13 protein-coding genes and 1 other RNA gene are annotated in these 11347 nt (G+C 63.8%); 4 read left to right on the forward strand and 10 right to left on the reverse strand.

Annotation, left to right across the window (positions count from 1 at the left end):
- Positions 1-13: 13 nt before the first annotated feature.
- The 7 genes from ACVWZA_RS17860 to ACVWZA_RS17890 all read right to left on the reverse strand — a co-directional run bounded on the left by ACVWZA_RS17860 (position 14) and on the right by ACVWZA_RS17890 (position 5147).
- Entirely contained in the window at positions 14-337 is a 324-nt protein-coding gene (locus tag ACVWZA_RS17860; RefSeq protein ID WP_457312706.1) for a YbaB/EbfC family nucleoid-associated protein, read from the reverse strand.
- Positions 334-1986: a DNA polymerase III subunit gamma/tau gene (locus ACVWZA_RS17865; RefSeq protein ID WP_457312707.1), complete on the reverse strand. Its 1653-nt coding sequence runs from the start codon at positions 1984-1986 to the stop codon at positions 334-336. Before ACVWZA_RS17865 ends, ACVWZA_RS17860 begins: the two co-directional genes overlap by 4 nt.
- A gap of 193 nt (positions 1987-2179) precedes the next feature.
- Positions 2180-2273: signal recognition particle sRNA small type (gene ffs / locus ACVWZA_RS17870), an RNA gene on the reverse strand.
- A 43-nt stretch (positions 2274-2316) separates the two neighbouring features.
- Entirely contained in the window at positions 2317-2583 is a 267-nt protein-coding gene (locus tag ACVWZA_RS17875) for a hypothetical protein (RefSeq protein WP_457312708.1), read from the reverse strand.
- A gap of 43 nt (positions 2584-2626) precedes the next feature.
- The gene (locus ACVWZA_RS17880) at positions 2627-2959 is read right to left on the reverse strand and encodes a 2Fe-2S iron-sulfur cluster-binding protein (RefSeq protein WP_457312709.1); all 333 of its coding nucleotides are present in this window, start codon (positions 2957-2959) and stop codon (positions 2627-2629) included.
- On the reverse strand, positions 2956-4062 hold the full coding sequence (locus tag ACVWZA_RS17885; RefSeq protein WP_457312710.1) for a cysteine desulfurase family protein: 1107 nt from the start codon (positions 4060-4062) through the stop codon (positions 2956-2958). Before ACVWZA_RS17885 ends, ACVWZA_RS17880 begins: the two co-directional genes overlap by 4 nt.
- Positions 4059-5147, reverse strand: a complete 1089-nt coding sequence (locus tag ACVWZA_RS17890) for a cysteine desulfurase family protein (RefSeq protein WP_457312711.1) — start codon at positions 5145-5147, stop codon at positions 4059-4061. The genes ACVWZA_RS17885 and ACVWZA_RS17890 overlap by 4 nt, the downstream gene beginning before the upstream one ends.
- A gap of 97 nt (positions 5148-5244) precedes the next feature.
- Between ACVWZA_RS17890 and ACVWZA_RS17895 the strand changes: the two genes are divergently transcribed.
- The gene (locus ACVWZA_RS17895; RefSeq protein ID WP_034158616.1) at positions 5245-5901 is read left to right on the forward strand and encodes an alpha/beta hydrolase; all 657 of its coding nucleotides are present in this window, start codon (positions 5245-5247) and stop codon (positions 5899-5901) included.
- A 466-nt stretch (positions 5902-6367) separates the two neighbouring features.
- Here the strand turns inward: ACVWZA_RS17895 and ACVWZA_RS17900 are convergent, their stop codons facing one another.
- On the reverse strand, positions 6368-6547 hold the full coding sequence (locus ACVWZA_RS17900) for a hypothetical protein (RefSeq protein ID WP_457312712.1): 180 nt from the start codon (positions 6545-6547) through the stop codon (positions 6368-6370).
- Positions 6548-6647: 100 nt separating this feature from the next.
- Positions 6648-7616, reverse strand: a complete 969-nt coding sequence (locus ACVWZA_RS17905; RefSeq protein WP_457312713.1) for a threonine ammonia-lyase — start codon at positions 7614-7616, stop codon at positions 6648-6650.
- 149 nt (positions 7617-7765) lie between these two features.
- Here ACVWZA_RS17905 and ACVWZA_RS17910 point away from each other — a divergent pair, with 149 nt between their 5' ends.
- On the forward strand, positions 7766-8989 hold the full coding sequence (locus ACVWZA_RS17910) for a type III PLP-dependent enzyme (protein ID WP_457312714.1): 1224 nt from the start codon (positions 7766-7768) through the stop codon (positions 8987-8989).
- 126 nt (positions 8990-9115) lie between these two features.
- Positions 9116-10165: a 1,9-bis(guanidino)-5-aza-nonane synthase gene (locus ACVWZA_RS17915; RefSeq protein ID WP_457312715.1), complete on the forward strand. Its 1050-nt coding sequence runs from the start codon at positions 9116-9118 to the stop codon at positions 10163-10165.
- Positions 10166-10243: 78 nt separating this feature from the next.
- Here the strand turns inward: ACVWZA_RS17915 and ACVWZA_RS17920 are convergent, their stop codons facing one another.
- Complete coding sequence (locus tag ACVWZA_RS17920; protein ID WP_457312716.1) at positions 10244-10672, reverse strand: hypothetical protein; 429 nt, start codon at positions 10670-10672, stop codon at positions 10244-10246.
- A 149-nt stretch (positions 10673-10821) separates the two neighbouring features.
- Between ACVWZA_RS17920 and ACVWZA_RS17925 the strand changes: the two genes are divergently transcribed.
- Positions 10822-11256 carry an MAPEG family protein gene (locus tag ACVWZA_RS17925; RefSeq protein WP_457312717.1) on the forward strand — a complete coding sequence of 145 codons (435 nt, stop codon included), beginning with the start codon at positions 10822-10824 and terminating at the stop codon, positions 11254-11256.
- Positions 11257-11347: the final 91 nt, after the last annotated feature.

Below are 11347 nucleotides of genomic sequence, written 5' to 3' on the forward strand. Positions count from 1 at the left end.
GATTGTTCCGGGATCAGAACGGGAGCTTGAACCCCGGCGGCAGCGGCATGCCGCTGGTCAGCTTGGACATTTCGGTGTTCGATGCCGCATCCGCCTTACCGCGCGCATCGTTAAACGCGGCCACGATCAGGTCTTCGAGCATTTGCTTCTCGCTCGGCACCAGCAGCGAATCGTCGATCGCAATGCCGATGATACGGCCTTTGGCCGAGGCGCGGACCTTGACCAGTCCGCCGCCCGACGCGCCCTCGACCTCGATCGTGTCGAGAGTGGCCTGAGCCTTTTCCAGTTCGGCCTGAACGTTCTGCGCCATGGCCATGATGTCTTCGATGCTCTTCATGCTTCGTTGCTCCGTACTTCTGTGGTCCAGCTGTCCAGCACAGCGCCGGGGAATGCCGCGAACGCCGCCTTGACCACCGGGGTCTCCAATATCGCTGCGCGTTCGGCATCAGCGGCCGCCAGCTTCACCTCGTTAAGTGTCGGGTCCCCCGCCACGTCCTCCGCCGAAACCTTCCATTGCTTGTCGGTGATCCGTTTCAGATCGAGTGTTAGTTCGCGTACGAAATCGGCGGGCATCGGCCGTGCCGAGCTGAGCACCAGTTGGGGAGGAGCATAACGAACCACACTCGCGCTGTAGCTCAGCCGCGCCGCCAGCGCCGCCTCGCCCTGATCATCGAGATAGGCGACGAGCGCGACAAAGTCGGCCGGAAATGCCGAACCGGCCCCAGAATTCGCTGGCGCAGCGTTCGCGTTCGCCGGAGGCGTTGCTGGGGCGGTTGTGCCCGGCGCGAGTCCACCCGCCGCCAATTGCCGCGCCAGTTCGCCAGGATCGGGCAAGGTCGAGGCGTGGACTACGCGCAGCAGCGCCATCTCGCAGGCTTCAATCGGAAGCGCCGCGCGTGCGACTTCGTCATGGCCCTTGAGCAATAACTGCCAAAGCCGGTGCAAGGCGGCGAAGGACAGGCCGTTCGCCCATGCCTCCTGCGCCTGACGCTCCTCCACCGCCTGACCTGCTTCGGGTGTGGTGCCGAGTTTGACCAGAGTGGTCGCATGGACCGCCTCGAGCAGCGCGCGCATCACCGCCTGCGGATCGACGCCGAGATCATATTGCCGCCTGAGTGCTGCCAGCGCGCCGATTCCATCGCCGGTCAACAGTAGGCCGAGCAGGGCACGCACCGCGCCGCGATCCGACAGGCCGAGCATCTCGCGCACCGCCGATGCCTTGACCCCGCCGCCCTCGATTCCGGCATGCGCAATCGCCTGGTCGAGGATCGACAGCCCGTCGCGCGCCGATCCTTCCGCGGCGCGCGCAATCAACCCCAGCGCCTCGGGTTCGGCCTCGACGCCCTCTGCATCGGCGACATGAGCGAAATGCGCGGCCAGCGATTCGGACGAGATACGGCGCAGGTCGAAACGCTGGCAGCGCGACAAAACCGTCACCGGCACCTTGTTGACCTCGGTCGTGGCGAACAGGAATTTCACGTGCGCCGGTGGTTCCTCAAGCGTCTTCAACAGCGCGTTGAAAGCGTTTTTCGACAGCATGTGAACTTCGTCGATGATGTATATCTTGTAGCGCGCCGATACCGCAGAATAGCGCGACGCGTCGATAATCTCGCGCACGTCATCGACACCGGTGTGGCTCGCCGCGTCCATCTCGATCACGTCGATATGCCGCCCTTCGGCGATCGCACGGCACGGTTCGCATACGCCGCACGGATCGATCGTCGGACCGCCCTCGCCGTCCGGCCCGATGCAATTGAGCGCCTTGGCGATAAGCCGCGCGGTCGATGTCTTGCCGACCCCGCGCACGCCGGTGAGCAGAAAGGCGTGCGCCAGCCGCCCGCGCTTGATCGCGTTGCCAAGCGTAGTGACCATCGCATCCTGGCCGATCAGCTCGGCAAAGGTCTGGGGCCGGTATTTACGGGCGAGAACGCGATAGACCTCAGCTTTGGGCTGGGGCGGTTCGCCGAGATCGAAGGAGTCGGACATCCAGCCCTATCTAGGGAGGCCCGCAGCGAATGTCGAAGGCGATCGCCTGTCGGAACGCGATCAATTGATTCAGTGGGTAAATTTGGAAGAGGTGCGCCGCGGCAAAGCCGCGTCGTCGGACGGCGCTATCAGCGTCGCCGGCCGCGCGCGCTGCCGGTGCGCGCCGCAGCTTTGCTGCGTCTGGCGCATCGCGCGGTGGGAGCCGGGACGACCCGCGGCGAAATCGTTGCGGCTGCTTCCTTCCGGACCTGACCGGGTTGGCGACGACCACGTCCGCCCGACTCCCGCGACGCAGATAGGAGAGTCGGGCGGCGCGATCAATAGCCGGGATCAGCGGCGATAACGAACCGTGCGGCAACGGGTGATCTTGCGGCCATGATACCAGGTGCGCTTGCACACTTTACGCGTACCCCAGCCATGACGGCGGCGGTCATTATTGCTCCAGTGGCGCCTGGTGGTGGTCCGCTCGCGAACGACGACGCGTTCGCCAGATTGTGCAGCGATGGTCGTGCCAGCCACGGGTGCCGCAACAGCGGCGGTCGGGGCAATGGCGGCTGCGCTGAGCAGTCCGGCGGCGATCATGACGAAGAATTTCATGGGCTTCTCTCCTGGTACCGATGTCGGCACGGGCTCGAAACGATCATCTTCCCTGCATGTTCCGCGCCTCACCGGGAATCCGTACCGTCAAATCTCCGAGCGTCTGGTCGAGCCAGATCTGGCAGGCAAGCCGGCTGGTCCGCGTCGCGCCGGCGGCGAGATCGAGCATATCCTCCTCGTCCTCGCTGGCCTTGGGCAGGCGAGCGAAATCCTCCGCAGCGACGACGACATGACAGGTCGAACAGGCCATCTGGCCTTCGCAGGTGCCCTCGAGCGGCTGGCCATAAGCCTGGGCGAGGTCGAGCAGTCGATCGCCGGGTGAGCCCTGAACCTCCGTCACCGAATCATCGGCGGCGATAAAGCGAATCCGCGTCATGCGAGGACCCGTTGCGCGTCGGCGGCGCCGTTGATGCGATCGATCGCCTCGATCAGCTCCGCCTCGGTCGTGTAGCGTCCGAAACCGATGCGGATGCTCGATCGCGCCTGCGCCTCGCTCAGGTCGATCGCGCGCAGCACATGACTTGAGCGCCCCGAGCCGCTGGCGCAGGCCGAACCGGCGGAAAAGGCGATATCGCGCAGATCGGACATCAGCCGTGCGACGTCGAGCCCATCACGGCGGATGTTCAGGTTACCGCGATAACGATGGTCGATCGATCCGTTGATCATCCAGCGCGATCCGAATGCGGCGACCGCCCGATCCCATAGCTGCGCAACATGCGCGCCGTCCGCCTCGGCCTGCATGGCGGCCAGACGTGCGGCGGCACCGAATCCGGCGCACAATGCCGGCGACAGCGTGCCGGAACGCCCAAGCGCCTCTTGCCCGCCGCCGTGCAGCAGCGGCGCCAGCGCCACGCCCTCGCGCACCCACAGGGCACCGACACCCTTGGGTCCGTGGATCTTGTGCGCCGAGAGCGCGATCATATCGCAACCTTCCGGCATCGGTAGCCTTCCGAACCCTTGCACCGCGTCGCACAGCATCAGGGCGCCCGCCGCGCGCGCCATCGCCGCCAGTTCAGCGATCGGCTGCACCACACCAATCTCGTTGTTGACCAGCATAGCCGCGACCAGCGCGGTTTCCGGCACGATCGCCGCGCGCGCGGCATCGAGGTCGACCAGGCCGTCCGCCAGGACCGGAAGTACGACCACCTCGCGCCCCGACCGCGCCAAGGCTTCGACGGTGTCGAGCGTGGCGGCATGTTCGGTCACGAAGGTGACGATCCGCCCCGACGCCCCATCTCGTTGGGTGCCCTTTATCGCCCAGTTAATCGCCTCGGTCGCGCCGCTGGTAAAGGCCAGCGCGCCGTTTGATGGAAGCAATCTGGCGATATTGTCGCGCGCGACCTCGACCGTCGCCCTTGCCGCCCTGCCCGGCACATGCGCCGAATGCGGGTTGGCGTGCTGATTCTCCAGCCAGGGCAGCATCGCCGCCAGCGCTTCGGGCGCGAGCGGAGTGGTTGCCTGATAATCGAGATAGATCACGCCGCGCCCAATTCGACAAAATTACGCGCGGAACGTGACACGGCGCGCCATTCGGCGATGAAGCGATCGATGTCCGCCATGCTCGTGGCGCGGCCGAAGCTGACCCGTACCACTTCGCGAGACGTTTCGACGCTCCAGCCCATCGCGCCGAGCACATGGCTCGGTTTCATGCTGCCCGACGAGCAGGCGCTGCCTGCCGATACGGCAATCCCGGCCATGTCGAAGCGGATCAGCTGCGTCGCCGCGGCCAGACCGGGCAAACGATAGGAGGCGATCGCCGGGTGACGCGATTGGCCGGCCGCGACGACGATGCCGCCCGAGCGGGCGATCGCATCGTCCAGCTTCGCACGCAGCGGCGCCAGTCCTTCAACGCTTTCGGACTCGTCGAGCGCAGCCGCGAAAGCCAATGCGGCGGGCAGATTCTCCGTGCCCGCGCGGTAACCGCGTTCCTGCCCGCCGGTCGGCAGCAGCGTCGCGACATCACGCACCAGCAGCGCGCCGATTCCCGGCGGCCCGCCACGCTTGTGCGCGGAGATGGCGATGAAATCGGCATGCTCGATCACGGCGGGGTCGGCTCCTGCCGGCATTTGCGCCGCGTCGACGAGAAGCAGCCCGCCCGCGTTATGGACGATCGCCGCCAGCATCGCGATCGGCTGGCGCACGCCGGTTTCACTATTCGCCCATTGCAGCGCGGCGACCGGACGCCCCGCAACGGCCAATGCCTCGAGCAGCGATACCGGGTCGATCAGGCCGTTGGCATCGACGGCGACGATCGCAGCGTCAGGCGCCGCGCGGATCACCGCATCATGTTCGACCGCCGAAATAATTCGGCGGTCGGCCACCGACCGGCCCAGCGCGATCGCCAGCGCTTCGCTCGCACCGCTGGTCAGGATCACTTCGCCCGGCCAGCGATAAGCGGCGGCGATGCGTCCGCGTGCCTCTTCCAGCGCCGCGCGCGCCGCGCGGCCCTCGGCATGGGGCGATGACGGATTGGCCCAATTCGCCATGCCCTCGGCCATCGCGGCGATCGCCACGGGCAGCATCGGCGTAGTCGCGGCATGATCAAGATAAAGGCGTTCGGCCAAGCGGGTTTGTTCCAATTGCGAAAAGACGCGTCTTGCCTATATAGCGCGCACATTCCAGCGCTCCACCGGCGCGCGCAGATATTGTCAGCAGGTCCCCATGCCAGAAGTTATTTTTCCCGGCCCCGACGGCCGCCTCGAAGGTCGTTTCGCCCCAGGCCCGCGTCCGCGCGCGCCAGTGGCAATGATCCTCCACCCGCATCCCTCGTCGGGTGGCACGATGAACAACCGCATCGTGCAGGAGCTCTACAAGACGTTCCAGCGGCGCGGATTCGCCACGCTGCGCTTCAATTTCCGTGGCGTCGGCAAAAGCCAGGGCACATTCGACAACGGCATCGGCGAATTGTCCGACGCGGCGTCGGCGCTCGACTGGGTGCAGAGTTTCCATCCCGAAGCCTCGACCACCTGGATCGCCGGGTTCAGCTTCGGCGCGTGGATCGGCATGCAGTTGCTGATGCGTCGCCCAGAGATTCGCGGCTTCATCTCGGTCGCGCCACCGGCGAACATGTACGACTTCACCTTCCTCGCTCCCTGCCCGGCCAGCGGCATCATCATCCAGGGCGAGAATGACGAGGTCTCCCCGCCGCTCGCGACCCAGAAGCTGGTCGACAAGCTGCGCACGCAGAAGCACATCACGATCCACCACGACACCATCCCCAAGGCGAATCATTTCTTCGAGCATGAGATGCCCGAGCTGATGGGGTCGGTGGACAAGTATCTGGATATGCGGCTCGACCCGAACTCGCCGATTCGGTGAGTATGCAAGCGCCGGCCGATATAGGCTTGCGCTGTTTCGATGAAGCCTGAGGGTCGCGTTTTCACACTTGCCGCGATAGCGGGGGCAGGATGGATCTTGAATCGATCCAGCCGGCGGAAGCCTGAACGGTTGAGAGATATGACACACCGTATTGTGTCATATCTGCGGGATATTGAGCGCGCGAAAGATTTACGATATATCTGTTAATAATCAACGCTTTACGGCAGCATTCCGTAAGCTCCGCAACGATCAGATGGTCGGATTGAGGATTTGCACTTGGCACCGAAACAGTCAGAGCCAGTCGGTCGGTATTAGATAGCCGCCTATTCTACAAAGCTTCTTCCCGGCGAAGGCCGGGCCCCGTTGGGTGACCGTCAGTACCTGCTGCTGTGCTCAATTATCTGAGCCATCACGACTGGGCCCGGGCCTTCGCCTGGGAAGCAGGCGTTGGATGAGAGGTGGCCCGCTATATCGTCCAGACGAACACGTTCCCCAACAACACTACAGCCATGACCAGCAGGAGTGCGCCGCGTTTCCGCTGACGGCCTGTCGCGAGCAGGTAGCCGCCGCTGATCAGGCAGGCGAAGAAGCCGATCATGGCGATGGCCGGCGCTGCGGCAGAGATTCCGGTGAGTGCTTGGTTCATCTGACTTCCCTAACCGTTCGTTTCGAGCGAAGTCGAGAAGCCTGTTCCGGGGCTTGTTTCTCGACCTAGCTCGAAACGAACTGAAAGGAGGGGCCGGCGGTCAAGCCGCTCCCGCCAACACCGCGCCATAGGCCGCTAGATCGACGTTACCGCCCGACAGGATCACCAACATTCCCTCTTCGAGTACGACCTTGCCGCTGAGCAGTGCCGCGAGCCCGACCGCGCCGCCCGGTTCGACCACCAGCCGCAATTTCTCCGCCGCCCAGCGTTGTGCCGCGCGAATCGCCGCTTCGCTGACCGCCACGCCTTGCACGCCGCGCCGTGACAACACGTCAAAGGTGAGCGGCGACACGCGAGTCGTCTGCAGTGCGTCGCATGCCGTCGGTGGCGGGCTGTCGCCGACCGATTCGACCCAGCCGGCCTCGAGCGAGCGTTTCATGTCGTCCCAGCCCTGGGGCTCGACCACCGTGATCGTCGCATCGGGCAGTCCGAGCGCGATGCCCGCGGCCAGGCCGCCGCCGCCGCACGGCACAACGACTCGCCGTGGCGCACCCATGCCAAGTGCCGCCATCTGCGTCGCCGCCTCGATCCCCGCGCTGCCCTGGCCTTCGATGATCCACGGGTCGTCGAAACTCGGCACCAATATCGCGCCACGCGCATGGGCGAGGTGCGCGGCAATCTTCTCGCGGCTTTCCGTCGTGCGGTCGTAATCGACCACCTCGGCTCCCAGCGCGAGCGTGCCGTCGCGCTTCGATTTGGGCGCGTCGGCGGGCATCACGATCGTCGCCGGCATGCCTAGCCGCTTCGCCGCCCAGGCGACGCCCTGCGCATGGTTGCCCGAGGAAAAAGCGACGACACCTTTTTCGTGCAGGTCGCTGTCGATTGCAGTGAGCCGATGCCACGCGCCGCGCAATTTGAACGCGCCGATCGGCTGCAAGCACTCGGCCTTGAACGCCACCGGAGTTCCGCGGATTTCCGCAACAAACAGCGGCGATGGCGGCAATATTGCTGCGATCTTTGCCGCAGCGTCGCGGACGCCGGCCCGGGTCGGTTGTCGCACTAGAGTCACATTTTACCTCGCTGGTCACCTCCGCTGGTCCAATAGCGCTTTACATCCGCGAAAGCCGACCCTATTTCGCCCATCCGCTGCCCCATGGGACTTCCAACCGCAAGGCAGTGTTTCGTGAACTTGTCTACGGACATTGGAGGTCCCTTGAATTGCACAAGCATCATAACGCGCTGGGGTTAGCGACCACCCATTCTACCGCCCTCCGTTCGGCAGTAGAGATCGCCAACACTCGTCCGGTTCAGCCGGTCACGCTTATTCGTCCGCATGCCGCCGCGCGTGCCGCCCGCTTCTTCGTCGAGAAGTTTCCGGGTCGGTCGCTCTATGCGGTCAAGGCGAATCCGTCTCCGGACCTGATCAAGGTGTTGTGGGACAGCGGAATCACGCATTACGACGTCGCCTCGATCGCCGAGGTGCGGCTCGTCGCGCGCCTGCTGCCTGAGGCGACCTTGTGCTTCATGCACCCGGTCAAGGCCGAGGAAGCGATCCACGAAGCGTATTTCAAATATGGCTGCCGCACGTTCAGCCTCGATTCGCTTGAGGAACTGGACAAGATCCTGCGCGCGACCGAGCACGCCACCGATCTGACGCTGTGCGTCCGGTTGCGCGTGTCATCGGAACATTCGAAGCTTAGCCTTGCGTCCAAGTTCGGCTGCGCACCGCACGAGGCGAAGGAATTGCTGTTCGCGGCGCGCCAAGCGGCCGATGCGCTGGGCATCTGCTTCCATGTCGGCAGTCAGGCGATGACGCCCGAAGCTTATGCCAATGCGCTGGAGCGCGTCCGCGCGGCGATCGTCGAGGCAGCGGTCACGGTCGATGTGATCGATGTCGGCGGTGGTTTCCCCTCGACCTATCCGGGCATGGAGCCGCCCCCGCTCGAACATTATTTCGAGACGATCCACCGCGCATTCGAAAGCCTGCCAGTGAGCTATTCGTCCGAACTTTGGGCCGAACCTGGCCGGGCATTGTGCGCGGAATATTCGTCGCTGATCGTGCGGGTCGAGCGTCGTCGTGGTGACGAACTGTACATCAACGACGGCGCCTATGGTGCGCTGTTCGATGCCGCGCATATCGGCTGGCGCTTCCCGGTGCAGTTGCTCCGCGAACCCGACAGCCGCGCGCGCGACATGGAGTTCAGCTTCTACGGTCCGACCTGTGACGACATGGATCACATGGCCGGCCCGTTCATGCTGCCTGCCGATACCCAGGCCGGCGATTATATCGAGATCGGCATGCTTGGGGCCTATGGCTGCGCCATGCGCACCGCCTTCAACGGCTTCGGCTCGGACGAGACGGTGATCATGGACGATGAGCCGATGGCGTCGCTGTACGTCGCCGACGAACGCCAGGTCGCGTCGAACGTCGTCACGCTGTAACAGCCGCATATCACATTAGCCGTCACCCCAGCGAAAGCTGGGGTCTCACGGAGGTGCGCGATCCGCCTGCCCCATAGAGACCCCAGCCTTCGCTGGGGTGACGGTAGTTTGCCAGGGATTTGAACCATGACCGATACCAATCTCTCGAACCGCAAGGCCGAGCTGCTCTCGACCACCGTCGAGCATATCGACATCACCAAGTTCGATGCGCGCCCGATCGTCGATGCGATGAAGAAGATGAGCTTCACCAGCCGCGACCTGGGCCGTGCGACCGACATCTATAACCAGATGCTTGCCGACCCCGATTGCTCGATCTTCCTGGTCATCGCCGGTTCGACCAGCGCCGGCGGCTGCATGGACCTTTACGCCGAGTTGCTGCGCAACAACATGATCGACGGCGTGGTCGCGACCGGCGCGTCGATCGTCGACATGGATTTCTTCGAAGGGCTTGGCCACAAGCATTATCAGGCGCTGGAAGTGCCCGACGACGACACGCTGCGCTCGCTGCTGATCGATCGCATCTACGACACCTATATCGACGAAGAGCAGTTACAGGATTGCGACCACACGATCCTGGAAATCGCCAACAGCCTGGAACCGCGCCCTTATTCGAGCCGCGAATTCATCCGCGCGATGGGCAAATATCTGGTCGAGAACGGCAAGAAGGACAACAGCCTGGTCAAACTCGCATACGAGCATGACGTGCCAATCTTCTGCCCGGCGTTCGTCGACAGCTCGGCCGGCTTCGGGCTGGTCAAGCATCAGGTCGACTGCGCCAAGGAAGGCAAGCCGTACATGGTGCTCGACGCGATCGCCGACTTCCGCGAACTGACCGACATCAAGATCAAGGCCGGCACCACTGGCCTGCTGATGATCGGCGGCGGCGTGCCGAAGAACTTCATCCAGGACACGGTCGTATGCGCCGAAATCCTCGGCCATGACGACGTTCAGGTGCACAAATATGCCGTGCAGATCACCGTCGCCGATGTGCGCGACGGCGCTTGTTCGTCCTCGACGCTGCAGGAAGCGGCGAGTTGGGGCAAGGTTAACACCGGCATCGAGCAGATGGTCTTTGCCGAAGCCGGTTCGGTCATGCCGTTGCTGGCGTCGGATGCCTATCATCGCGGCCTGTGGAAGAACCGGGTCAAGCGTCGCTGGGGTGCCAGCTTCGATTGAGAATGGCCCGACCGAAGCAGATCGGCATAGATGGGGCACCGGATCGATCCGGTGCCCCTTTTTCATGGCCGGTGCGGTTTAGCGTCCATTGGCGTGGCAGCTGTCCTTGCCGTCCGATCCGATCACGCGGTGGCGCGCGAAATCATAGCGGTCTGTGAAGAACAACCGCTTCTTTTGGCCCGGCCGCTGTTCATAGACCGATCGCGTCACCACCATGCCTTTACGACTGTGAATCGCATAGCTGTCGATCGGACCGCGCGCGTCGCGCACGGTGCCGAGACGAAGCTGTGATCCGACCGTCGAGATCTTCTTGCGGCCTGCGGGGCCGGTGGCGAACATGTCGGTGCCGATCAACTCGTAGATCGTCACATCCTTGCTCGGAACACCCCCGAGCAATTCATGACAAGTCATGTTGAGCGCCGGCGGTGCCGCGCGGGATTCTCCATTTGCGATGGTGATCGAGGACACAACCATCACCGCGCCGATCAGATATGTGCGTACCATCACTCGAAACTCTCCCGTTATGGACTGGAGGAAAGTACGATGGCGATGGGGTATTGTTCCCGATCACGGGCCCCGGGCGCCGCCCGGAAAAAGTTGCGCATCCGTTTCGATTGCGGCAGCTTGCCCGACAAATATAAGCGGGAGCCTGACCGATGACCGACCATAGCCCGATCCTCGCGCCAATCGTCGCGCTGATCGCGTGGAGCCTGCTCATGTGGCTCTGGATGTATGCCCGGCGCATTCCGGCAATGACCAAGGCCGGGATCGACACCAAAAACCTGGTCGGCGGAAATGGCGCGGACTTGCGCGCGCGCATTCCGGCCAAGGACCAATGGCCTGCCGACAACTACAACCACCTGATGGAGCAGCCGACACTGTTCTACGCGATCGCGCTGGTTCTGGCGCTCACCGACACCGGCGGTGGGGTCAATCTGTCGATCGCCTGGACCTATGTTGCGCTGCGCATCGTGCACAGCCTGATCCAGGTGACGGTGAACCGTGTGATGGTGCGTTTCGCAATCTTCACGCTATCGACGCTATGCCTGACCGCATTGACGCTTCATGCGGCCATCGTGGTATTCCGCTAGTGGATTGATTCCAACGTTTGGTGCCCGCGCCTGACAGCTGCGATAATGTGATCGGGATCGGCCTTCCAGACGAACGGTCGTGGTTCTTGAT

Source organism: Sphingomonas sp. UYAg733 (genome assembly GCF_054057355.1).

Bases quoted from the DNA above. Each gene is read 5' to 3' on its own strand.
- ACVWZA_RS17860 (WP_457312706.1), bottom strand. From the start codon at position 337: ATGAAGAGCATCGAAGACATCATGGCCATGGCGCAGAACGTTCAGGCC.
- ACVWZA_RS17865 (WP_457312707.1), bottom strand. From the start codon at position 1,986: ATGTCCGACTCCTTCGATCTCGGCGAACCGCCCCAGCCCAAAGCTGAG.
- ACVWZA_RS17875 (WP_457312708.1), bottom strand. From the start codon at position 2,583: ATGAAATTCTTCGTCATGATCGCCGCCGGACTGCTCAGCGCAGCCGCC.
- ACVWZA_RS17880 (WP_457312709.1), bottom strand. From the start codon at position 2,959: ATGACGCGGATTCGCTTTATCGCCGCCGATGATTCGGTGACGGAGGTT.
- ACVWZA_RS17895 (WP_034158616.1), top strand. From the start codon at position 5,245: ATGCCAGAAGTTATTTTTCCCGGCCCCGACGGCCGCCTCGAAGGTCGT.
- ACVWZA_RS17900 (WP_457312712.1), bottom strand. From the start codon at position 6,547: ATGAACCAAGCACTCACCGGAATCTCTGCCGCAGCGCCGGCCATCGCC.
- ACVWZA_RS17915 (WP_457312715.1), top strand. From the start codon at position 9,116: ATGACCGATACCAATCTCTCGAACCGCAAGGCCGAGCTGCTCTCGACC.
- ACVWZA_RS17925 (WP_457312717.1), top strand. From the start codon at position 10,822: ATGACCGACCATAGCCCGATCCTCGCGCCAATCGTCGCGCTGATCGCG.